This is a genomic window from Streptomyces sp. NPDC058683, assembly GCF_042716195.1.
Lineage (GTDB): Bacteria > Actinomycetota > Actinomycetes > Streptomycetales > Streptomycetaceae > Streptomyces.
In genome coordinates, this window is record NZ_JBHXSK010000056.1 from 1 (window position 1) to 22,584 (window position 22,584).

Annotated in this window: 20 protein-coding genes; 11 read left to right on the top strand and 9 right to left on the bottom strand. The window is 72.3% G+C overall.

Annotation, left to right across the window (positions count from 1 at the left end):
* Window positions 1-74: 74 nt before the first annotated feature.
* Window positions 75-1,568 (bottom strand): HtaA domain-containing protein, encoded by a 1,494-nt coding sequence (locus ACFWXC_RS42760; protein WP_384487834.1) that lies wholly within the window; start codon window positions 1,566-1,568, stop codon window positions 75-77.
* Between the two features lie 8 nt (window positions 1,569-1,576).
* Window positions 1,577-3,043, bottom strand: a complete 1,467-nt coding sequence (locus tag ACFWXC_RS42765) for an HtaA domain-containing protein (protein ID WP_384487836.1) — start codon at window positions 3,041-3,043, stop codon at window positions 1,577-1,579.
* A 122-nt stretch (window positions 3,044-3,165) separates the two neighbouring features.
* Between ACFWXC_RS42765 and ACFWXC_RS42770 the strand changes: the two genes are divergently transcribed.
* The 7 genes from ACFWXC_RS42770 (at window position 3,166) to ACFWXC_RS42800 (ending at window position 10,588) form a co-directional block, all read left to right on the top strand.
* The gene (locus tag ACFWXC_RS42770; RefSeq protein WP_384487837.1) at window positions 3,166-4,170 is read left to right on the top strand and encodes a hemin ABC transporter substrate-binding protein; all 1,005 of its coding nucleotides are present in this window, start codon (window positions 3,166-3,168) and stop codon (window positions 4,168-4,170) included.
* Entirely contained in the window at window positions 4,167-5,225 is a 1,059-nt protein-coding gene (locus ACFWXC_RS42775) for a FecCD family ABC transporter permease (RefSeq protein ID WP_384487839.1), read from the top strand. The genes ACFWXC_RS42770 and ACFWXC_RS42775 overlap by 4 nt, the downstream gene beginning before the upstream one ends.
* Before the next feature lie 132 nt (window positions 5,226-5,357).
* Complete coding sequence (locus ACFWXC_RS42780) at window positions 5,358-6,179, top strand: heme ABC transporter ATP-binding protein (protein ID WP_384487841.1); 822 nt, start codon at window positions 5,358-5,360, stop codon at window positions 6,177-6,179.
* 162 nt (window positions 6,180-6,341) lie between these two features.
* Window positions 6,342-7,478 carry an iron uptake system protein EfeO gene (gene efeO, locus ACFWXC_RS42785; protein ID WP_384487843.1) on the top strand — a complete coding sequence of 379 codons (1,137 nt, stop codon included), beginning with the start codon at window positions 6,342-6,344 and terminating at the stop codon, window positions 7,476-7,478.
* A 10-nt stretch (window positions 7,479-7,488) separates the two neighbouring features.
* Window positions 7,489-8,742 (top strand): iron uptake transporter deferrochelatase/peroxidase subunit, encoded by a 1,254-nt coding sequence (gene efeB / locus ACFWXC_RS42790; protein ID WP_384487845.1) that lies wholly within the window; start codon window positions 7,489-7,491, stop codon window positions 8,740-8,742.
* Window positions 8,743-8,745: 3 nt separating this feature from the next.
* On the top strand, window positions 8,746-9,639 hold the full coding sequence (gene efeU / locus ACFWXC_RS42795) for an iron uptake transporter permease EfeU (protein WP_384487848.1): 894 nt from the start codon (window positions 8,746-8,748) through the stop codon (window positions 9,637-9,639).
* A gap of 13 nt (window positions 9,640-9,652) precedes the next feature.
* On the top strand, window positions 9,653-10,588 hold the full coding sequence (locus ACFWXC_RS42800) for a hypothetical protein (protein ID WP_384487850.1): 936 nt from the start codon (window positions 9,653-9,655) through the stop codon (window positions 10,586-10,588).
* On the opposite strand, the gene ACFWXC_RS42805 is transcribed toward ACFWXC_RS42800, so the two are convergent.
* The 4 genes from ACFWXC_RS42805 to ACFWXC_RS42820 all read right to left on the bottom strand — a co-directional run bounded on the left by ACFWXC_RS42805 (window position 10,585) and on the right by ACFWXC_RS42820 (window position 15,163).
* Window positions 10,585-11,328, bottom strand: a complete 744-nt coding sequence (locus ACFWXC_RS42805) for a bifunctional DNA primase/polymerase (RefSeq protein ID WP_384487852.1) — start codon at window positions 11,326-11,328, stop codon at window positions 10,585-10,587. The genes ACFWXC_RS42800 and ACFWXC_RS42805 overlap by 4 nt on opposite strands.
* A gap of 214 nt (window positions 11,329-11,542) precedes the next feature.
* Window positions 11,543-12,541, bottom strand: a complete 999-nt coding sequence (locus ACFWXC_RS42810; protein WP_384487854.1) for a small ribosomal subunit Rsm22 family protein — start codon at window positions 12,539-12,541, stop codon at window positions 11,543-11,545.
* A gap of 55 nt (window positions 12,542-12,596) precedes the next feature.
* Window positions 12,597-13,739, bottom strand: coding sequence for a serine hydrolase domain-containing protein (locus ACFWXC_RS42815; RefSeq protein ID WP_384487963.1), 1,143 nt, complete (start codon window positions 13,737-13,739; stop codon window positions 12,597-12,599).
* Window positions 13,736-15,163: a multidrug effflux MFS transporter gene (locus ACFWXC_RS42820; RefSeq protein WP_384487856.1), complete on the bottom strand. Its 1,428-nt coding sequence runs from the start codon at window positions 15,161-15,163 to the stop codon at window positions 13,736-13,738. Before ACFWXC_RS42820 ends, ACFWXC_RS42815 begins: the two co-directional genes overlap by 4 nt.
* A 132-nt stretch (window positions 15,164-15,295) precedes the next feature.
* Here ACFWXC_RS42820 and ACFWXC_RS42825 point away from each other — a divergent pair, with 132 nt between their 5' ends.
* Complete coding sequence (locus tag ACFWXC_RS42825; RefSeq protein ID WP_384487858.1) at window positions 15,296-16,288, top strand: Gfo/Idh/MocA family protein; 993 nt, start codon at window positions 15,296-15,298, stop codon at window positions 16,286-16,288.
* A 140-nt stretch (window positions 16,289-16,428) separates the two neighbouring features.
* Window positions 16,429-17,187 (top strand): SDR family oxidoreductase, encoded by a 759-nt coding sequence (locus ACFWXC_RS42830; RefSeq protein WP_384487860.1) that lies wholly within the window; start codon window positions 16,429-16,431, stop codon window positions 17,185-17,187.
* 239 nt (window positions 17,188-17,426) lie between these two features.
* Here the strand turns inward: ACFWXC_RS42830 and ACFWXC_RS42835 are convergent, their stop codons facing one another.
* On the bottom strand, window positions 17,427-18,620 hold the full coding sequence (locus ACFWXC_RS42835) for a D-alanyl-D-alanine carboxypeptidase family protein (protein WP_384487862.1): 1,194 nt from the start codon (window positions 18,618-18,620) through the stop codon (window positions 17,427-17,429).
* Between the two features lie 198 nt (window positions 18,621-18,818).
* Here ACFWXC_RS42835 and ACFWXC_RS42840 point away from each other — a divergent pair, with 198 nt between their 5' ends.
* Both ACFWXC_RS42840 and ACFWXC_RS42845 read left to right on the top strand, forming a co-directional pair.
* Window positions 18,819-20,291 (top strand): ABC transporter permease, encoded by a 1,473-nt coding sequence (locus ACFWXC_RS42840; protein ID WP_384487864.1) that lies wholly within the window; start codon window positions 18,819-18,821, stop codon window positions 20,289-20,291.
* An 86-nt stretch (window positions 20,292-20,377) separates the two neighbouring features.
* Window positions 20,378-21,163 carry an ABC transporter ATP-binding protein gene (locus tag ACFWXC_RS42845; protein WP_384487866.1) on the top strand — a complete coding sequence of 262 codons (786 nt, stop codon included), beginning with the start codon at window positions 20,378-20,380 and terminating at the stop codon, window positions 21,161-21,163.
* Between the two features lie 18 nt (window positions 21,164-21,181).
* On the opposite strand, the gene ACFWXC_RS42850 is transcribed toward ACFWXC_RS42845, so the two are convergent.
* Both ACFWXC_RS42850 and ACFWXC_RS42855 read right to left on the bottom strand, forming a co-directional pair.
* On the bottom strand, window positions 21,182-22,168 hold the full coding sequence (locus ACFWXC_RS42850; RefSeq protein WP_384487868.1) for an aldo/keto reductase: 987 nt from the start codon (window positions 22,166-22,168) through the stop codon (window positions 21,182-21,184).
* A gap of 58 nt (window positions 22,169-22,226) precedes the next feature.
* On the bottom strand, window positions 22,227-22,553 hold the full coding sequence (locus ACFWXC_RS42855; RefSeq protein WP_384487870.1) for a nuclear transport factor 2 family protein: 327 nt from the start codon (window positions 22,551-22,553) through the stop codon (window positions 22,227-22,229).
* Between the last annotated feature and the right edge of the window lie 31 nt (window positions 22,554-22,584).

The window sequence follows — 22,584 nt, forward strand, 5'->3', positions numbered from 1 at the left end:
CGGCCGGGTCGTCCCAGGCGCGGAGGACGCCCGGCCCCCGCCGCCAGGGGACGCCCGGCCGCCGCCGACGGGGATCACGCCTCGGTACGGCGCCTGCGCATCGCGTACACCACGCCCGCGCCCGCCGCCACGGTGACCGCGGCCGCCGTGCCGAGGGCGGCGGCCGGGAGGGCCGAGCCGGTGGAGGCGAGGCTGCCGCCGGTGCCGCCGGTGGTCGAGCCGGTGACGCCGCCGCTCGCCGTGCCGGAGGTGTCCGAGGCGGTGGCGGTCGGGGTGGCGGTGGAGTCGCCGTCCCCGGAGGGGAGTTGGGCGTCGTCGGTGAGGGCGACGGAGAGGTCGACCGGGTCGAGTTCGGTGCCCGCGGTGTAGTAGCCGCTGAACGCCTTCGCGCCGGCCTCGGTCAGGGTGGCGGTGACGTCGTCGAGGGTGATCACGTCGTCCTCGGGCGTCAGGTCGGCGGAGTCGGCCTCGAGGCCGGCCAGCTCCACGTTCTTCGTGGTGGTGCCGAGGCTCGTCACGTCGGCGGTCAGTTCGCCCTTGCCGCCGTCGACCGTCGCCCGGATGTTGCCGAGGGTGAGGTCGAGGCCGTACGTGCCGTTGCTCTCGTGGCCCTTGAAGTTGACCGCGCCCTCGAAGGCGGCGGAGAGGGTGCCGGCGTCGGTGTCGTAGCTGCCGGTCGCGTCGGCGAAGGTGAACACGCCGTTGCCGGTGGCCTGGGTCGCCCCGTCGGAGGCGGTGATGCTGCCCTGGGCGACGCTGCCGACCACGTAGGTACGGAAGGACTCCTTGACGCCCCAGGTGAGGGTGCCGTCGGCGATGTCGCCCTCGGCGGGGGTCTGCTCGGACTCCGACGCGGAGGGCGACGGGGAGGCGGACGTGGACGCGCTGGTGGAGGGAGACGCCGAGGCCGACGCGGACGCCGAGGCCGACGGACTCGCGCTCGCGGACGTGGAGGCGGAGGGGGAGGGCGACGGGGACGTCGGCTCGGTCGTCTTCTGGACGACGGTGAGCGGGTCGCCTGCCGCGCCCGCGTAACCGGCGCTGCCGAAGACGTCCGCCGCCTGCTGGGTGAGCGTGGTCGTCATGCCCGTCATCTCGCGGGTGACGGTGACCGTGGCGAGCGGCACGTCGTCCGTGGTCGTGCCGTTCCTGGTCACGTCCGCGGTGATCTCCGCCGCCCCGCTGTCGAACTTCACGTCGGACAGCGTCAGGTCGAAGCCGTGCGGCTGGGAGACGATGTGCAGGCTGCCCTGGAAGCCGAGGTCCACGGTGTGGGCGTCGGAGTCGTAACTGCCGCTGCCCCCGGTGAAGGTGAAGGCGCCGTTGTCGGCGGCCTGGGTCGCGCCGTCCGCCGCGGTGAAGGTGCCGGCCGCGTAGGTGGTGACGTAGGTGCGGTACGACTGCTTGATGCCCCACGTCAACTCGTAGCCGCTGAGCGGCACTTCGGCGGCGGACGCGGTGGTCGCCGCGGTGAGGGCGCCGGCCCCCAGGGTGACCGCGACGGCGGCGGCGAGGGCGAGCTTTCTGGGGGTGGTGGCGCGTGTGGTGGTGCGTGTGGTGGCGGGCATGTGGCTCCTCATGGATGGTCCGGGGATCCCGGGAATCCCGGGATCCCCGGGGGCTGGTCCTCGTCGGCGGGGGCGGGCCCGGCCGCCGTCCGGGTGCGGCGCCTGCGGACGGCGACCGCGAAGAGCGCGGCGGCGGCCAGCAGGGCACCCGTGGCGAGGACGATGGGCAGGACGGGGGTGCCGTCGTCGCCGGCGGCGGTGTCGCTCGCCACCGGCTGGGCCGAGGTGGGGCTCGGTGACGGGGTCTCCGTCTCGTCGGCCGCGCTGCCCAGGTCGGGCAGGGCGGGAAGCGTGGCGTCGGCGGTGAGGGCGACGGAGAGGGAGACCGGGTCCATGGCCGTACCGGCCGGATACATTCCGGCGAAGGCCTTGGCGCCCTGGGCGGTGAGTTTCGCGGGGGCCTCGGAGACCTCGGCGAGCCCCTTCTTCGCGGTGAAGTCGCCGGCCGTGAAGGTGACCAGCGGGACCTTGTCGCCGGTGAAGCCGTCGCTGTCGACGTCGGCGTAGAGGGTGCCCCGGCCGTCCTCGACGGTGGCCCTGACCCCGCTCAGCCTCAGGTCGAGGCCGTGGTCGCCGGTGAAGCGGACGGCGCCCGCGAAGCTCGCCGTCAACTCGCCCTTCGCGTACGTCCCTTCGCCCTTGGGGAAGCGGAAGAGGGCACCGCCGTCCTCGGCGCCGCCGGTCAGCGTCCATCTGCCGCGGGCGATGTCACCGGTGACGTACTCCCGGAAGGTGCGGCGCACGCCCCAGTCGACGGCTCCGTCCTCGATGGAGTCGTCCTTCGCAGTGGCCTTCTTCGTGGGCGACTGCTTGGGCGTGGGGGTGGGCGTGGTCGCCGCCTTGACGTCCGCCGCCAGGCTCACCGGGTCCAGGGCGGTACCGGCGGTGTAGTAGCCGGCGAAGGACGTGGCGCCCTGGGCGGTGAGGGTGGCGGGCACGTTGTCGAGCACGACGGCCGTGCCGCCGCCCTTCATGCTGATACCGCCCAGGGCGAGGGAGGCGAAGGGCACCTGCGAGGACGTCGTGACCGTTCCGGTGCCCTTCGCCTTGCTGACGACGTCCAGGTAGAGCGTGCCGGACGAGCCGGAGATGCGGACGGTGGGGCGGCTCAGGGTGAGGTCCAGCTGGTAGGTGCCGTCGCTCTCCTTGTGTCCGACGAAGTGCACCCCGCCGGCGAAGGACGCGGTGAACGCGCCGGTGTCGCCGTCGTAGCTGCCGGTCGCCGACGGGAAGCGGAACTGGCTGCTGCCCACGGTCCCGGCACCGCCGGTCAGGGAGTAACTCCCCTTGGCGATCGGCCCGGTGACATAGCTCTGGAAGGACGATTTGACGCCCCAGTCGAGCCGGCCGCCCTGCACGGTACGGCTCGCGGCGTGCGCGGGGGCCGCCGGGAGCAGCAGGGCCGCGGCTCCCAGGACCGCCGTGGACAGTGCCGTACAGAGCGCGGTGACCAGGGCTCTAGGGCGCGCGGGCATGGAGGGTCCTCCGGGGACGACGGGTACGACGGCCGGTAGCGAATGAAGGTAAGGCTAACCTAAGCTTCACTCCGGGTCACCGTAGCGGCGGCCTGCATCGAGCCGAGAGGACGGACGGGACCGTGCGACGCTTGCGCACTCGACTGGCGGGAGCACTGGTCTCCGTGCTCGCCCTGACGCTCACCGCGACGGCCTGCGGGGGGCCGGCGAAGACCTCGGCCACGGCGTCGGTGGCGGCCCCCGCCAACCGGGTCGAGCCGCTGACCGACCCCCCGGCGCCGAAGCTCCCGGTGACCGTCGCCTCCGCCGACGGCAGGAAGGTGACGGTCCGGCAGGCCCGGCGGATCGTGCCGCTCTCCGGCAGCCTCAGCGAGATCGTGTTCACGCTCGGGCTCGGGGACCGGGTGGTCGCCCGGGACATCACCGCGACCTTCCGGCAGGCGGCGAAGCTCCCGGTGGTCACCCGCAACCATGACGTCTCCGCCGAGAGCGTGCTCTCGCTGAAGCCGGACCTGGTCCTCGCCGAGACGACGACGGGGCCCGACGAAGCCATGGACCAGATCCGCGAGGCCGGCATCCCGGTGCTGGTCGTGGACCCGGCCCAGGGCCTGGACGACGTCGGCCCGCGCATCCGGGCGGTGGCCGACGCGCTCGGCGTGCCGTCGGCGGGCCAGGAGCTGACCGAGCGGTCGGAAGCGCGGATCACCGCCGTGCGCAAGGACGTTCCGCGGGAGAACGAGAAGCCGCGGGTCGCCTTCCTCTACCTGCGCGGCTCGGCGTCCGTGTATCTGATCGGCGGGCAGGGATCGGGCGCGACCTCTCTGCTGGAGGCGGCCGGGGCCGTGGACGCGGGGGCCGGGTCCGGGCTGAAGAAGGACTTCACGGCCATCACCACCGAGGCTCTCGCCCAGGCCGCGCCGGACGCGATTCTCGTCATGACCAAGGGACTCGAGTCCGTCGGCGGCATCGACGGACTGGTGAAGATCCCGGGGGTCGCGCAGACGCCGGCCGGGATGGACCGGCGGGTCGTCTCGATCGAGGACGGGGTGCTGCTCAACTACGGGCCGCGCACCGACCAGGTGCTCAGGTCCGTGGTGGCGCAGTTGTACGGGGAGGACGCGAAGTGACGGTCCTGGCGGCGCGGTTGCGCCGGAAGCCGTCGGCGGCGTGGCTGCTCACGGTGGGGCTGGCGGTGGCACTCCTGGTCCTGGTCCCGGTGGCGGCCGGTCTCGGCGCGTACCCGATCCCGACCGCCGACGTCCTCGGTTCGGTCCTGCACCGGACGGGTCTCGGCGGTACGGCGCTGGACCGGGTTCCCGAGTCCGTCCTCTGGAACGTCCGCTTCCCGCGGATCGTGCTGGCGCTGCTCGTCGGTGCGTCGCTGGGCTGCGCGGGAGCCTTGATGCAGGGCGTGTTCGGCAACCCGCTCGCCGAGCCGGGGGTCATCGGGGTCTCCTCGGGGGCGGCGGTGGGGGCGGTGGCCGCGATCGCCTTCGGGCTCGACTTCCTGGGCAACTGGACGGTGACGGCGTTCGCGTTCGTGGCGGGGCTGGCGACGGTGCTGCTGGTGTACGTGATGTCCCGTTCCGGGGGCCGTACGGAGGTGGTCACGCTGATCCTGACGGGGATCGCGCTGAACGCGTTCGCGGGGGCGCTGATCGGGCTGTTCCTCTTCTTCGCGGACACGGCGGCGGTCAGTCAGATCACCTTCTGGCAGCTGGGTTCGCTCTCCCAGGCGACGTGGCCGAAGGTGCTGGCGGTCCTGCCGTGTGCGGTACTGGGCCTCGCGACCGCCCCCCTGTACGCCCGCCGTCTCGACCTCCTCTCCCTCGGCGAACGCCCGGCCCGGCATCTGGGCGTCGACGTCGAACGTCTGCGTCTCACCCTGGTCCTGGTCATCGCCCTCCTCACGGCGGCGGCGGTGAGCGTCTCGGGGATCATCGGTTTCGTGGGCCTGGTCGTGCCGCACCTGCTGCGGATGGCGGCGGGGCCGGGGCACCGGTTCCTCATTCCCGGCAGTGCCCTGCTGGGAGCGGTGGTCCTGCTCACCGCCGACCTGGCGGCCCGCACGCTCGCGGCCCCCGCCGAACTCCCCCTGGGCGTCCTGACGGCCCTGCTGGGAAGCCCGTTCTTCTTCTGGCTCCTCCGGAGAACCCGGCGCCGGCAGGGAGGTTGGGCATGAGCCACCCGACCGACCGACTCCGGCCGCTGCGCGGGCAGGTGCGGCGCCGCCATGGCCGGTCGCGCAGTTCCGCGCGCCCCCTAGACACCTCGCCGCACCCTCCTTGGCCCTCCGACCGGAATCCCTTGCCTCATGAGACTCCTGCGTTCGTATCCCGTCCCTCCGTCTCCCCCCTCCCCCGGTGACGTCCTCGTCGAGGCTGAGGGGGTGTGCGTTCGGCTCGGTGCGCGGTCTGTTCTCGTCGGTGTCGACCTGGTTGCCCGGGCCGGGGAGGTGGTCGCGCTGGTCGGGCCCAACGGGGCCGGTAAGTCGACTCTGCTGGGGGCGCTCGCCGTTGACATACCGGCCGGTGACGGGGTCGTGCGGGTCTTCGGGCGGCCTGCCGAGGAGTGGTCCGCGAGTGAGCTCGCCCTGCGGCGGGCCGTGCTGCCCCAGGCGGCCGCCCTGTCCTTCCCGTTCACCGTGGCGGACGTCGTCCGGATGGGACGGGCGCCGCATGTCACCGCCACCCCGGAGGAGGACGAACTCGCGGTCGCCGGGGCGATGTCGGCCGCCGAGGTGACGGAATTCGCCGCACGGCCGTTCTCCGCGCTGAGCGGCGGGGAGCGGGCGCGGGTCGCGCTCGCCCGGGTGCTGGCCCAGCACGCGCCACTCCTGCTGCTCGACGAACCCACCGCCGCGCTCGACCTCAAACACCAGGAACTGGTGCTGCGGCTCTGCCGGGAACGGGCGGCCGCCGGAGACGCGGTCGTCGTCGTGCTGCACGACCTCGCCCTCGCCGCCGCCTACGCGCACCGCGTCGCGATCCTGCGGGCCGGCCGGATCGTCGCCGACGGCCCTCCCGCCGAAGTGTTCGAGGAGCGGCTGTTGTCGGAGGTGTACGGCCACCCGGTCGAGGTGTTCCCGCATCCGCGGACGGGCGCGGTCGTCGTTGGCCCGAAGCGGCTTCCTTGACCCTTCCTTGACCATCTCTTGGTGCCAGTTTTTGGCCGCCGATATCAAGCCGTATCTGTGATCTTTCTGTGTCTGGTCAATCCCGACCCGGACGGGTATCAGTGAGGTAAGCCTCATGTAAGTTAGGCCAGCCTCACCACACCTCCCCCGCTTGGAGCCTGCATGCGTGCCGTCCGACTCACCGTCACCGCCGCCGCCACCGCGGCCGCTCTGACCGCCCTCTCGGCCTGCACGGCGAAGAGCGACGCCAAGGGGAGTGACGCGATCCAGGTCACCGCCGCCGACGCCAAGTGCGAGACGTCGACCAAGTCCGTGCCGGCCGGTCACGTCACGCTCGCCATCGAGAACAAGGGCTCCAAGGCCACCGAGGTCGAGATCCTCTTCCCGGACGACCGGATCGTCTCGGAGAAGGAGAACATCGGCCCGGGGACCAAGTACACGCTCACCGCCGAGGTGAAGCAGGGGTCGTACGAAATCGCCTGCCGGCCGGGGATGAAGGGGCACGGGGTCCGGCAGAAGCTGACCGTCACCGGCTCCGGCGCGGTCGCCAAGCGCAACCCGACGCTCGACAAGGCCGTCGCCGACTACCGCGAGTACGCGCAGGAGCAGGCCGACGCGACGCTCCCGAAGGTGGAGACGTTCGTCAACGCCATCAAGGCGGGGAACATAGAAGCCGCCAAGAACGCCTACGCCCCCTCCCGCGTCGGCTGGGAGACCACCGAGCCGATCGCCGAGTCCTTCGGGGACATCGACCCCAAGACGGACACCCGCGCCGACGGCCTGGAGAAGGGCCAGAAGTGGACCGGCTGGCACGCGCTGGAGAAGGCGCTGTGGCAGGACAAGAAGATCGGCGCCGAGCAGAAGACCCTCGCCGACGAGCTGCTCACCGACCTGAAGGACTGGCAGAAGCGGGTCGGCAAGGCCGAGATCACCCCGACCTCCATGGCCAACGGCGCCAAGGAACTCCTGGACGAGGTCGCCACCGGCAAGGTCACCGGTGAGGAGGACCGTTACTCCCACACCGACCTCAGCGACTTCAAGGCCAACGTCGACGGCGCGCAGAAGGCGTACGAGCTGCTGAAGCCGGTCGCCCAGAAGAACGACGCGGCCCTGACCACCGAGCTGGACAAGCAGTTCACCGCGCTGAACACGCTGCTCGACAAGTACCGCACGACCTCGACCTCGGACGGCTTCGTGTCGTACGACAAGGTCACCAAGGCCCAGCGCAAGGAGCTGTCCGACGCCGTCAACGCCCTCGCGGAGCCGCTGTCCAAGCTCGCCGCGACCGTCGTCAAGTAGGGGGCAGGTCATGGCAGAGAAAGCCAATCCGTCACGTCGCGCGCTCATCGGCTGGGGCGGGGCCGGGCTCGCGCTCGGCGCCGCCGTGGCCGGGGGCGCGGTGGCGATGGCCGAGGCGGGCGACGACATGGACCCGGCCGCCGCCGACGCCGGTGGCGCGGTCGAGTTCCACGGCGCCCACCAGGCCGGTGTCGCCACCGCCGTCCAGGACCGGCTGCACTTCGCCGCGTTCGACGTGAAGACCGAGGACCGGGCCGAGTTCGTCCAGTTGCTGAAGGACTGGACGGCCGCGGCCCGGCGGCTGACCGCCGGGAAGGCGATCGGCGACGGCGCCTACGGCGGGCTCGCCGAGGCGCCCCCGGACGACACCGGCGAGGCGCTCGGGCTGAAGCCGTCCCGGCTGACGCTGACGATCGGCTTCGGGCCCTCGTTCTTCGAGAAGTTCGGGCTGGCGGACAGCCGCCCGGCCGCCCTGGTCGATCTGCCGCAGTTCCCGGGCGACAACTTCGACTCCGCCCGCACCGGCGGCGACCTGTGCGTCCAGGCCTGCGCCGACGACCCCCAGGTCGCCGTGCACGCCATCCGCAACCTCGCCCGGATCGGCTTCGGCAAGGTCGCCATCCGCTGGTCCCAGCTCGGCTTCGGCAAGACGTCCTCGACCACGCCGGACGCCCAGACCCCGCGCAATCTCATGGGGTTCAAGGACGGCACCCGCAACATCGCGGGCACCGAGACCGACCGGCTGAAGAAGTTCGTGTGGGTGGGCGACGGCGACGGTCCGGCGTGGATGAGCGGGGGGTCGTATCTCGTCGCCCGGCGCATCCGGATGAACATCGAGACCTGGGACCGGACCTCGCTCCAGGAGCAGGAGGACGTCTTCGGGCGGGACAAGGGCGAGGGCGCCCCGGTCGGCAAGGCCAAGGAGCACGACGCGCCGTTCCTGAAGGCGATGAAGCCGGACGCCCATGTGCGGCTCGCGCACCCCGACTCCAACGACGGGATCACCATCCTGCGGCGGGGCTATTCGTTCACCGACGGCACGGACGGGCTCGGCCGGCTCGACGCGGGGCTGTTCTTCCTGGCCTACCAGCGTGACGTGCGCAAGGGGTTCATCCCCCTGCAGCGCAGGCTGTCGGCGTCCGACGCGCTCAACGAGTACATCCAGCACGTGGGTTCGGCGGTCTTCGCGGTCCCGCCCGGCGTCCGGGACAAGGACGACTGGTGGGGCCGGACGCTGTTCTCCGAGTCCGCCAAGGGGGCGTGATCCGTGTTCTCCAACTACCTGATCGGGCTGCGCGAAGGCCTTGAGGCGTCGCTCGTCGTCTGCATCCTCATCGCCTACCTGGTCAAGACCGAGCGCAGGGACGCCCTGCGGCCGATCTGGATCGGCATCGCCGTGGCGGTGCTGATCGCCATGGGCTTCGGCTGCGCGCTCGAATTCGGCTCCCAGGAGCTGACGTTCCAGGCCCAGGAGGCGCTCGGCGGGTCCCTGTCCATCGTCGCGGTCGGTCTGGTGACGTGGATGGTGTTCTGGATGCGGCGCACCGCCCGGCACCTCAAGGCGGAGCTGCACGGCAGACTGGACGCGGCCCTCGCGATGGGCACGGGTGCGCTGGTCGCCACCGCGTTCCTGGCCGTGGGCCGAGAGGGCCTGGAGACCGCCCTGTTCGTGTGGGCGTCCGTGCACGCGGCCAGCGACGGCACCCCGCGCCCCCTGGTCGGCGTCGCCCTCGGCCTCGCCACCGCGGTCCTGCTCGGCTGGCTCTTCTACCGCGGCGCCCTGCGGATCAACCTCGCCAAGTTCTTCACCTGGACCGGCGGCATGCTGGTCGTGGTCGCCGCCGGCGTGCTGGCATACGGCTTCCACGACCTCCAGGAGGCCGACTGGATCCCGGGCCTGACCAACCAGGCCTTCGACATCAGCGGCACCATCCCGCCGGACAGCTGGTACGGCACCCTCCTCAAGGGCGTCTTCAACTTCCAGCCCGACCCGACCGTGCTCCAGGTCACGGTGTGGCTGCTGTACCTGGTCCCGACACTCGTACTCTTCTTCGCCCCGGTAGGGTTCGGCTCCGGGAAGGGGAAGGTGAAGGCACCTGATGACGCACCTGACGACCAGGGATCGCGGCCCTCGGCGGCTCCGCACACTCCGCAGGCGTGATCGGAACGCGCTCATGGCGGTCTCGCTGACCGCCCTGTCGCTGACGGCGAGCGGATGCGTGGTGGTGCACGGGGAGCGCGAGGTGCTCCCCACCACCACCCGCGCCGAGGCCGCCAAGGCGCTGAAGCAGTTCACGGACGCCTACAACAAGGCCGACGAGGCCTACGACGGCTCCCTGGACGCCGACTACACGACCGGTGCCCTCGCCGACATCGACTCCGCGCGCCTGAAGGCCGGGCACGTCAACAGCCCGAGCGGCAACTCCGGCCACTCGCCACTGGAGTTCGACGACGTCACGTACACCATCCCCAAGAAGGCCGGCTGGCCGCGCTGGTTCCTCGCCGACGCGCACGGCAACAAGGGGGGCGACGACCGCTGGCTGCTGGTCTTCACCCGCGACAGCCTCTCCGAGCCGTTCCAGGTGGCGTATCTGACGCTGGTCGCGCCGGACGACGTACCGAAGTTCACGACCGACAAGGACGGCTGGGCCGAGGCGGTCCCGCCGAACAGCGCCCAACTGGCCGCCAGTCCAGCCGACTTGAGCCAGGACTACGCCACGTACCTGAAGAGCGGCGGCGCCGTCTTCGCGAACGGCGCGCACACCAGCGGCTGGCGCACGGACCGCAAGAAGTCGACCAAGCCGGGCCTGGCGACCCAGTACATCGACGAGCCGCTGACCAACGGCGACTACGCGCCGCTCGCCCTGCGCACCACCGAGGGCGGCGCGATGGTGTTCTTCACCACCCGCTACTACGCCAAGGAGACCGCGGCCGCGGGCACGTCCGTGCCGGCGCCGAACCAGGACGTGAAGGCCCTCACCAAGGGCGAGATCAAGCAGTCGCTGACCATGGAGTTCGTCTCCAACCAGGTCGCCCTGGACCCGGCGGGCACCGGAAAGGTCTCGGTCCTGGGCCGCATCCAGGGCCTGACCTCCGCGGAGGGTTCCTAACCGCGGGCCGGCCAGGCGGCGCCCACCTGGTCGGGCTCCTCGCCGGCGTGCCGGGCGCCGGCGTCGGTGAGGATCTCCAGGAGGGTCAGCGGGTCGGGCAGCGGGTGCTCGGGGCCGCGCACCCAGTGCACCCGCCGGTCACCGTCACCGGGCAGCCGGGCGGGCGGTACGAGGACGTACGACCCCCGGCAGTGCCAGCGCAGGCCGGGGTGCTCGTCCATGGTCTCGGGGTGGCAGTCCAGCTCGCACGGCCACCACTCGTCCTCGTCCTCCGGGGTGCCGCGGGTGAGGGTGAAGAACAGCATGCGGCCGTCGTCGCTCTCGGCGACCGGACCGACCTCGACGCCGTTCGCGAGCAGCCGCTCCAGCGCCGGCCGGCCGGCCTCCAGGGGGACGTCCAGGACGTCGTGTGTCGTCCCGGTCGCGGTGATGAAGTTGGCCTGCGGCTGGTGCCGGGCCCAGCGCTCGATCTGGGCGCGGTCGGTGGTGGACTGCGTCTGCCACGCGAACGACACCGGGTGCCGGGCCGGGGTGGGGCAGCCGACGCGGTCGCAGGAGCAGCCGTAGCCGGGGGCGGGGTGCGCGGCGGGGGCCAGCGGGAGGCCCGCCTCGGCGGCCGCGAGCAGCAGGGCCGCACGGCCGTCGTCGTCGGTGGCGGCGGCTTCCTTGGGCCGCCGTCCGAGCAGCCACTGGGAGAGTCTGCCCTGCCGGCCACTCCGGCCGCCGAACGTCCCGCTCATGTATCGCCTCGCCTCACTGTGGTCCGGCCAGCATGCCTTATTGTCCCATCTGGGCGTGAAGGGGGGTACGCGCGGGTCGCGGACGCAGGCAGGACAAGGGGCGGAAGGTCTCACTGGGGCGACGGGGGGTTACGGGGGTTACACCCTCACACTGGGGCGATAAGGGCTCATGGGAGTTACATACCCTCACTGGGGTGATAAGGACTCGCGGGAGTTACGCCCTCGAACCGGGCGGTGGCCATTCGTCGCCCCAGTCCGCGTCCCGCGCCGCCTTGTACAGGTCGCCGTGCCGCTTGGTGACCGTCGTGCGGCGCAGCTGTTCGTCGGCCTCGCACAGGTCGAGGATGACCTGGCCCTTGCGGATCTGCGGCCGCCGGACGACCCGGGCCGGCGCCGGGGCGGCCGGGAGCCGGGTGGCAGCCACATAGCTGAACTTCTCGTCCTCGTAGGGCAGTGATCCGCCCTTGACCTGGCGGTGCAGGGAGGAGCGGCTGACCCGGGCCGAGAAGTGGCACCAGTCCGTGCCGGGGGCGATCGGGCAGGCGGCGCTGTGCGGGCAGGGCGCGGCGACCCGGAAGCCGGCGGCGATCAGGCGGTCGCGGGCCTCGATGACCCGGGCGTAGCCCGCCGGGGTGCCGGGCTCCACGATGACGACGGCCTGCGCGGCGGCCGCGGCGGCGTCGACGAGGGCGGCGCGGGCGGCCTCGTCGAGCTCGTTGAGGACGTACGACACCGTGACCAGATCAGTGCTCTCGATGGTGAGCGCCGCTCCGATCCGAGAGCGCTGCCACACCGCCTCCCGCAACTCCGGGTTGGCCGTGGCGATCTCCCGGCCGAGGGCCAGTGCCGGCTCGGCCCAGTCGAGGACCGTCACCGGCCGCGTCCCGGCCCAGGTGTCGGTCACCGCCCAGGTCGCCGCGCCCGTCCCGCCGCCGACGTCCACATGGCTCCCCGGCACCCAGCCCTCCGGCACCGCGTCGGCGAAGGCCGCCAGCGCCGCCCGTACCGCCTCGAAGGTCGCCGGCATCCGGTACGCCGCGTAGGCCACCACGTCCGCCCGGTCCCGCAGGATCGGCGCGTCGGTCGGGGTGGCCCCCCGATAGCTGGCGATCAGCCGCTCGACGGCCCCGGCGGCCTGCTTCGGAGGAAGGCCGTCGAGAAGGTCGGAGAGCGTGGCACGGAGCCGGTCGGCCGGGGATGCGGGGTGGTTCACCCGGCGATTGTAGGGGCGGCCGCCCCGCACCCTCACCTCCCCGGCTGGCCCGCCCTCACACCCCCGACGGGCTGAGGAACACCGCCCTCGCCAGGCGGGTCGCCGCCGCCGCTCTCGGGGCGCTGTCGCCCGGCCGCCGCCGTGGATGGACGGTGTTGGCCAGCAGGACCAGGAACGTGTCCGTCGCCCGGTCCAGCACCAGGCTCGTCCCCGTGAACCCGGTGTGCCCGGCCGCGCCCCGTCCCGCCAGTTCGCCCATGAACCACGGCTGGTCCACCAGGAACCCCAGACCGGGCGGGGCCAGCAGCAGGTCCACGAAGTCGGGGCCGAGGATGCGCGCCGGACCGTACGCGCCGCCCGCCAGCAGCGTCCGGCAGAAGACGGCCAGGTCCCGGGCCGTGGAGAACAGGCCCGCGTGCCCGGCCACCCCGCCCAGCGCCCAGGCGTTCTCGTCGTGCACGACACCCCGCAGCATGCCCCGGTCCGCCTTGGCCCACGGCCGCCGCTGGTCCTCGGTGGCCGCCGCGCCGGGGCAGGGGCCGAAGTCGGTGGCGGCCATCCCGAGCGGGCGGGTGATGCCCTCGCGGACCAGGACGTCGAGGGTGCGGCCGGTGATCCGCTCCAGGACGTGCTGGAGGAGGAGCATGTTGAGGTCCGAGTAGCGGTAGGCGCCGGGTGCGCTGCTCGGGGCCTCGGCGCGGAGCAGGTCGAGGCGGGCCGCGTCGTCGGGGCAGTCGTGGAGCGGGAGTTCGGGGCGCAGGCCGGAGGTGTGGGTGAGGAGCTGGCGGACGGTGATGCGGTGGACGGCGGCCGCCCGGAAGTCGGGGAGGTAGGCGCCGACCTGGGCGTCGATGCCGAGGGTGCCGCGTTCCAGTTGCTGCACGGCGGCGACCGCGGTGAAGAGTTTGGTCAGGGAGGCCAGGTCGAAGGGGGTGTCGACGGTCATCGGGACCCGCGCGGCGGGCGGCAGTGCGACACCGGCGTCGGCCTCGGCATCGTACGCCGACCAGCGCATCGCCCAGCCGGCCGCCTGCTGCACGGCGATCACGGGACCGCGTCCGGCGACCACCACGGCCCCGGCCGCCCAGGGCCGCTCACCGGTGGTGAGGGCACGCACTTCGCGCACGAGGTGCCTGAGTTCCGCGGGGTCGAGCCCGGCCCGTTCCGGTGTCTCGACGCGCAGTCTCGGTACGCTCAGCTCCCTTCCCCCTTTCTCGACTTCGCTCGAATGGGGGCACCCCCATTCTCCAACACCGCACGTGTGTTCCCACGCGCTGTCCAGGGACGGCACAGTCCCACGAAGCAGGCCAGCGCCACCAGTGTCCCCGCCAGTTGGACGATCGCCATGGGCACGGCGGTTCTCTCCCCGGCGATCCCGACCAGCGGCGAGGCGACCGCACCCACCAGGAACGAGGAGGTGCCGAGCAGCGCGGACGCCGATCCGGCGGTGTGCCGGGTGCGCAGCAGGGCGAGGGACTGGGCGTTGGGAAGGGCGAAGCCCATCGCGGACATCAGCACGAACAGGGCGGTGGCGACGGGGGCGAGGCCGACCGGGCCGAAGACCCCGGTCGTCATGAGGAGCAGGGCGGTCGAGGCGAGCACGGTCACGGCCAGCCCCGCGCCCAGCACCTTGTCCAGGCCGACCCGGCCGACCAGCACCTTGCCGTTGATCTGCCCGGCGATCACCAGCCCGACCGAGTTGAGCCCGAAGAGCAGGCTGAAGGTCTGCGGGGAGGCGCCGTAGATCTCCTGGATCACGAAAGGCGAGGCACTGATGTACGCGAAGAGCGCGGCGAAGGCGAAGCCGCCCGCCAGCATGTAGCCGGTGAAGGGGAGGTCGGCGAGCAGGGCGCGCATGGCGCGTACGGCGGCGGCCGCTCCCCCGGCGTGCCGGTCGGCGGCCGGCAGGGTCTCCGGGAGCTTCGCCCACACCACCGCGGCGAGGACGGCGCCGACGACCGTCAGGACGACGAACACGCCCCGCCAGTCCGTCACCCGCAGGATCTGCCCGCCGATCAGCGGGGCGACGATCGGGGCCACCCCGGAGACCAGCATCAGGGTGGAGAAGAAGCGGGCCATGGCGACCCCGTCGTAGAGGTCGCGTACGACGGCGCGGGCGATGACTATGCCGGCCGCGCCCGCGAGGCCCTGGGCGAGGCGGAAGGCGACCAGGGTCTCGACGTTCGGCGCGAGGGCGCACAGGGCGGTGGCGGCGACGTAGACGGCGAGGCCGGCCAGCAGCGGGCGGCGGCGGCCCCAGCGGTCGCTCATCGGGCCGACGACCAGCTGGCCGAGGGCCATGCCGGCGAGGCAGGCGGTGAGGGTGAGCTGGACGGTCGCGGCGGGGGCGTGCAGGGAGCGGGTGACCTCCGGCAGCGACGGGAGGTACATGTCCATCGCCAGCGGGGGCGTCGCGGTGAGCGCGCCGAGGACCAGCACCAGCAGCAGACCGGCCCGGCGGGCGGCGGGGGTGGAGGCAGGGGCGGGGGCGGGGGTGCCGGGCCCATGGGGTGCGGGTGCGGGTGCGGGTACGACTGCGGGTGCGGGTACGGGTACGACTGTGGGTGCGGGTCCGGCGGTGTCCTGGGTGTCCGATGTCGGCGGTGCCGGCTGCTCGGGCATGTGCCCCCTCGCTCTCTCCTGAAGTCGCGCGTTCGCCGAGTCCCTGCCTTGGTGGACCCCGATGTCCGCCGCCTATGCTCTCAGCTCGTAGGGACTGCCTGGAAACACATGAGCGAGGGTGGGGCGGCCGGGATGGCTGAGCAGAGTGTGCGGTGGGGGATCCTGGCGACCGGCGGGATCGCGGCCGCGTTCGCGGCGGACCTGGTGGATCTGCCGGACGCGGAGATCGCGGCGGTGGCCTCGCGGTCCCCGGAGTCCGCGGAGGCGTTCGCGGAGCGGTTCGGGATCGGGCGGGCGTACGGCGACTGGGAGTCGCTGGCCCGCGATGAGGACATCGATGTCGTGTACGTCGCCACTCCGCACTCGGCGCACCGGGCGGCCGCCGGGCTGTGCCTGGAGGCGGGGCGGAACGTGCTGTGCGAGAAGGCGTTCACGATCGACGCCCGCGAGGCCGGGGAACTGGTCGCGCTGGCCAAGGAGCACGACCGCTTCCTGATGGAGGCGATGTGGATGTACTGCAACCCGCTGGTGCGGCGGCTGAAGGCGCTGGTCGGGGACGGTGCGATCGGCGAGGTGCGGACCGTGCAGGCGGACTTCGGCCTCGAGGGGCCGTTCCCGCCGGCGCACCGGCTGCGGGACCCGGCGCTGGGCGGGGGCGCGCTGCTGGACCTGGGCGTGTACCCGGTGTCGTTCGCGCATCTGCTGCTCGGCGAGCCGGACGGACTGTCGGCGCGAGCGGTGCTCTCGGACGAGGGCGTCGATCTCCAGACGGGTGCGCTGCTCTCCTGGGAGAGCGGTGCTCTCGCGGCGGTGCACTGCTCCATCGTGGGCGGCACCGGCACCACCGCCTCGGTCACCGGCTCCCGGGGCCGGATCGACATCCCGGACGGCTTCTTCAACCCCGAACGCTTCGTCCTGCACCGCGACGGCCGCGACCCCGAGGAGTTCGCCCTGGACCCGGCCGACGGCCCCCGCAACACCCTGCGCCACGAGGCCCGGGAGGTCATGCGCGCCCTGCGGGCCGGCGAGAAGGAGTCCCCCCTGGTCCCGCTCGACGGCACCCTGGCGGTCATGCGCACCCTGGACACCCTCCGGGAGCTGATCGGCGTCCGCTACGCGGGCTAAGCGCCCCGAAGGGGCGCGGGGCGGTATCCGACATGCGGCTCCGCCACGTGGGCGCGCCCAGCCACGACGCAGCCGCAGCCGCAGCCGCAGCCAACGACCCAACACGGCCCTCCCCAGCGGAGCGCCTACGCTGCTGGCCCATGGATGCCAAGCAATCGAAGATCGCGGTGGTCACCGGCGCCGGTTCCGGTGTGGGGCGGGCCGTCGCCGTGGAGCTGCTGCGGGCCGGCTGGTCGGTGGCGCTGGCCGGGCGGCGGCCCCGGACGCTGGAGGAGACGGCGGGACTGGTGCCCGAGGGCGCCTGCCTCGTCGTACGCACGGACGTGGCGCAACCGGAGGACGTGGCCGGGCTGTTCGCGGCGGTCGTGGCGCGGTTCGGGCGGGTGGACCTGCTGTTCAACAACGCGGGGACGTTCGGGCCCGGCGGGGTGCCCGTGGAGGATCTCGCCTACGAGGCGTGGCGGCATGTCGTGGACACCAACCTCAACGGGGCGTTCCTGTGCGCGCAGGCGGCGTTCCGGCAGATGAAGGAGCAGGAGCCGCAGGGCGGCCGGATCATCAACAACGGGTCCATCTCGGCGCACACGCCCCGCCCGAACTCCGCCCCCTACACCGCGACCAAGCACGCGCTGACCGGCCTCACCAAGTCGCTGTCCCTGGACGGGCGGCCGTACGGCATCGCGGTCGGGCAGATCGACATCGGCAACGCGGCCACGGACATGACGGCCCGGATGCAGACCGGCGCCCTGCAGGCGAACGGGGAGATCGCCCCGGAACCCGTGATGGACGTGGCCGATGTGGCGCGTACCGTCCGGCACATGGCCGAGCTGCCGCTGGCGGCGAACGTGCAGTTCGCGACGGTGCTGGCGACGGCGATGCCGTACGTGGGACGGGGCTGAACCACCGTTCAGCCCGGACCTTCGCAACGTGCACAAACGGAATTCAAACGTCCGCGGTATTGCGGCCGGTAACGCGCCTATGCTCAACTTTCCTCCACCAGAACTTCACAGTTGAGGCTCTGGTGTTCCGCCGACCACACCGAGGGGGGAGGCGGCAGCCGTCCCACCGGACCGGGTGGGGGTGGACCCGTGCGGGACCGCGGGTACGCACCGGTGGGCGGGACGGCTGCCGCGTGACGTCAACTCACCGGTGTGCCGTCCGAGCCGGCGCCGGCTCCGGCCGCCCGGCGACGCCGGCGCAGCGCCCAGGCCCCCGCGCCCAGCAGCGCGAGCGTTCCCGCGCCGCCCTCCGCGAGCCGCCACGGCGACGGCCCGGACGACCCCGAGCCGGCCGCGGCCCCTGTCCCGGCCGCTCCCGCGGCGCCCTTGGCCGTCGTCGGCGACGGGCTCGCGCTCGCGCCGCCCTCGCTCAGCGGATCGACCAGCATGCCCACCGCCTGCGCCGAACTCCCCTTCCCGAAGCCCCAGTCGAGCAGCGCGGCGGTCTCCTCGTAGACGGCGTTGCTGCCGCTGTCGGGGTGCATCACGGTGACCAGCAGGGTGCGGCCGCCGCGGGTGGCGCCGCCGGTGAAGGTGTTGCCGGCGTGGCTGGTGTAGCCGTTCTTGACGCCGAACAGGCCCTTGTAGACGCCGAGTCCCCAGGAGCCGGTGAGCAGGCGGTCGGTGTTCTGGATCTGGAAGGTCTTCTTGCCGCCGGCCGGGAAGTTCGCGGTCCTGGTCCCGCAGTAGCCCCGGAAGTCGTCGTCCTTCAGCCCGTGCCGGGCGAAGAGGGTCAGGTCGTAGGCGGAGGACAGCTGGCCGGGGTGGTCGAAGCCGTCGGGGCTGACCACTCGGGTGTCGAGGGCCTGGAGGTCGGCCGCCTTGGCCTGCATCTCGGCGACGGTCTTCGCGATGCCGCCGTTCATGTGGGCGAGGACGTGCACGGCGTCGTTGCCGGAGCGCAGGAAGACGCCCTGCCACAGCTGCTCGACGGTGTAGGTGATGCCGGGCTTGATGCCGACCAGGCTGGAGCCGGCCGGGACGTCGGAGATGTCGGCGTCCTTGACCCTGTAGCGCTCGGTCCGCTCGAACTTCTTCAGCACGGTGTCCGCGAACAGCATCTTCAGGGTGGACGCGGGCGCCAGACGCCGGTGCGCGTCGAAGGAGGCCAGCACCTCCCCGCTCTCGCAGTCGGCGAGCAGCCAGGCGTGGGCGGTGATCTTCTTGGGAAGACCGGTGGCACCGCGCACCTGGACGCCGCCGCGGGCGAGGCGCTCGCCGCCTATGACGGTGGCGGCGGAGGCAGGGGTCGCCATGGAAAGGGGGGAAAGGGGAAGAGCGGCGGCCGTCAGTCCGAGGACGGCACGCCTGGTCAGCCGAGAGGAATCGCGCACCCCGGGACCGTACACCGCATCGAACAGCGGTTTCCTGGGAGGCCCCCCGCCTCGATAGGAATTTGCTGTCTTATGAAAGTTTGATAAGACTACGAGCTTTCTCAGCTCTGACACATCTTTTACCCAGTGTGACTCAAAGGTTTCTCCCTAGCTTGAGCTCGCGTCCACAGCGGGCGCCAAGAACCTTCGAGGAACGGGATGTTTGGCATCTATCTCAAGCGCGAACTGGGCCGCAGAAAGAAGGCGGCCCTGGTCATCGCACTGGGTCTGGCGCTCGGAATCGCGCTGGTCATCACGGTCAACTCCGTGTCGGCCGGTATGACCCAGGCGCAGGACAAGGTCCTCAAGTCGCTTTACGGCCTCGGTACCGACATGACGGTCACCAAGGCCCGTACGGCACCCACCTCGGGCAGCTCTGGCGGTCCGAACTTCAAGTTCGACGCCAAGTCCAGCAGCAGCTCCACGCAGAGTTCGGACCGGGTGCAGACGCAGGGAGGTCAGGCCCTGAAGTCGACCCTGGTCACCAAGGTCGCCGCGCAGAAGGGCGTGGAGAGCGCGGTCGGAGCGCTCTCCCTGAACGTCACCAAGGTCGACGGCTCCTTCACCCAGGGCAAGGCGCAGAGCTCCAGCGGCAGCAGCAGCAACAGCGGCGGCGGTGGCCAGGGCCAGCCGGGCGCCGGCACCTCCACCGGCCAGCCCCAGGTCCAGGGCGGCGGCGCCAACTTCAACGTCAACAGCTACTCCGTGGCCGGCGTCGACGTGGCCCACCAGGGCCTCGGCCCGCTGTCCACGATGAAGATCACCTCGGGCAAGACCTTCACCTCGGCGCAGACCAGTGCCAAGGTCGCGGTCATCAGCAAGTCGTACGCCAAGGAGAAGAAGTACAAGGTCGGCTCGACCTTCAAGATCTCCGGCACCAAGTTCACGGTCATCGGCATCGCGACCCCGGACAGCAGCGAGTCCGACACCGACGTCTACATCCCGCTGAAGCCGGCGCAGACCCTCGCCGACGCCAAGAACCAGGTCACCACGATCTACGTCAAGGCGACCGACTCCAAGCAGATCTCCACCGTGAAGAAGGAGATCACGTCCAACATCTCCGGCACGACGGTCACCACCTCCGCCGACCTGGCGTCCACCGTCTCCGGTTCCCTCTCCACCGCCTCCAGCCTGGCGACCAGCGTCGGCAAGTGGCTGTCCATCGCGGTGCTGGTGGCGGCCTTCCTGGTGGCGGCGCTGCTGACCTCCTCCGCGGTGTCCCGCCGGGTGCGTGAGTTCGGCACCCTGAAGGCGCTGGGCTGGCCCTCCCGCAACGTCACCCGGCAGGTCGTCGGCGAGTCCATGGTCAACGGCCTGATCGGCGGCGCCCTCGGCATCGCCTTCGGCGTCGGCGCGGCCTACGTGGTCACCGCGATCAGCCCGAAGCTCACTGCCCAGGTGGGCAGCACCACCGGCGGCGGTGGCGGCATGGGCGGCGGCCCGGGCGGCGGCGGCCCCGGCCAGCAGGCCTCCCAGAACACCCTGGAGATCGCGCTGACCGCGCCGGTCTCCGTCACCACCATCGCGCTCGCGGTCGGCCTCGCGGTCACCGGCGGTCTGATCGCCGGCGCGATGGGCGGCTGGCGCGCCTCCCGGATGCGCCCGGCCGACGCCCTGCGCAGCGTCTCCTAACACCGCCGGCCCCTGAACCGGGGCGCCGCGCCACCACTCCCCCCGGGACGCGGCGCCCCACCCCCTTACCACCTTGTGGAGAACCCATGTACAGACTCACCGGAGTCGCCAAGCGCTACACCCGGGGCAAGGAGACGGTCGAGGCGCTGCGCGGCATCGACCTGACCATCGAGGACGGCGACCAGCTCGTCATCCAGGGCCCGACCGGCGGCGGCAAGTCGACCCTGCTCCAGATGATCGGCGGCCTGGACCGTCCGACCGAGGGCAGTGTCGAGCTGGACGGCGTCGACCTCGCGCGCATCAGCGAGGCGAAGCTGACCCGACTGCGGGCCGAGAAGATCGGCATCATCTTCCAGTCGTTCAACCTGATCCCGACGCTCACCGCGCAGGAGAACGTCGAGACGGCCCTGGTGCCGCTCGGCGTGAAGCCGGCCGAGCGGCGCGAGCGGGCGGCGGAGGCGCTGCGCTCGGTGGGCCTGGGCGAACGCCTCACCCACGCCCCCGCGGAGCTCTCCGGCGGCCAGCAGCAGCGGGTCGCCATCGCCCGTGCGCTGGTGAAGAAGCCGAAGGTGCTGCTCGCCGACGAGCCCACCGGCAACCTCGACGAGGGCACCCGGGACGACATCATGGGCCTGCTGGAGGGCCTGTGGCACGAGTACCGGCTGACCTTCATCATGGTCACCCACGACTCCTCCATCGCCCGCCGCGCCCCACGCCTGGCCACCATCAAGGCCGGCCAGATCACCCTCACCGAGCAGGGCCGCGGACAGCAGTACGCACAGCAGGCGGCCGGCTACGACGGCCCGCAGCAGCAGGGCTACGGCCAGCAGCCGTACGTGCAGCAGCAGTACGGCGGCGGACAGGGCTACTGACCTCCCCGCAGGGGCCGTTCAGCGCCCGAGCAGCCGGTCGATCTCGGCCAGCTGCCCGGCGGTGAGCGGCCCCTTCGCCATCGCGCCGGCGTTGTCCTCGGCCTGTGCGACGGACCGGAAGCCGGGGATGGGGACCGTCCGCGGGCTGCGGGCCCAGATCCAGGCGAGGGCGCCCTGCGCGAGGGTACGGCCGCCGCTGGTGAGGACGGCCCGCAGCGCGTCGATCCGCGCGACCCACTCGGGATCGGGCCCGGACCCGTCCCCGAACCCGGGCAGCCAGGCCGGCGGCGTGCTGCGGATGTCCCCGGCGCCGGTCCCGCCGCGCCGGCCGGCGAGCAGCCCCATGGCGAGCGGGCCGCGGTTGACGGCGGCGAGGTCCAGGTCCGCCGCCACCTGGAGGAGCTCAGGCGCGTCCTGGAGCACGTTGAGGGTGTGCTGGACGGCCGCGCAGTGCGGCCCCTTGGCGAAGACGGCGGCGCGGGCCGGGTCGTCGGTGCTCCAGCCGTACGCCCTGATCAGCCCCTCCGCCACCAACTCCTCGCAGACATCGCGGAGTTCGGCGGCGCGGGCCGGGTCGGCGTCGCCGAGGTGCAGCTGGTAGAGGTCGACGTGGTCGGTGCCGAGGCGGCGCAGCGAGGCGGTGAGGGCGCGGCGGACGTACGCCGGGGAGTCGTCGCTGCCGGTGAGCGTGCGGGTCTCCTCGTCGAAGACGTTGCCCCACTTGGTGGCGACGACCACCTCGTCCCGGCGCCTGCCGAGGGCACGGCCGAGGACGCGCTCGCTGTGTCCGGTGCCGTAGGTGTCGGCGGTGTCGAAGAAGGTGACGCCGAGGTCGAGGGCGCGGTGGACCGCCCGTACGGACTCCTCGTCGTCGACCTTGCCCCAGCCGAGCGGCTGCCCGGTGCCGTCCTGCCACTCGCCGCCGATGGCCCAGCAGCCGAAGCCGAGCGCGCTGATCTCGATGCCGGAACGTCCCAGGGTCCTGGTGGTGCGGTAGCTGTCCATGCCCGAGACGCTAGGAGTTGAAGCGCACACGAAGACAAGGGGGCGGACAGCGGAGTTGTCAGGCCTGCCCGGTCTCGAAGCGGGAGATACGGCCGTCGTCCTCGACGGTGAAGGACCACTTGGTGCGCATCTCGCCCCAGGTGTCGTTGCGGTAGCCGGCGACCAGGGAGCGGCCGTCGCGGGACTCGCTGTCGACGTCCAGGTGACCGTGGGAGGAGAAGATCTCGCGGTCGATCCAGTCGGCGAGGTCGCGGTCGGAGCCGTCGTCGGCCATGGTCGCGTCCGGGGTGAGGAGCCCCAGGAGGCTCGCGCGGTCACCGGCGTTGACGGCGCCGACGAAGGCGCGGACGGCCGGGTCGCTGAGTCGGTCGGTGTGAATCGTCATGTCAGTCAGCGTCACACCGCGGCCGGGGGCC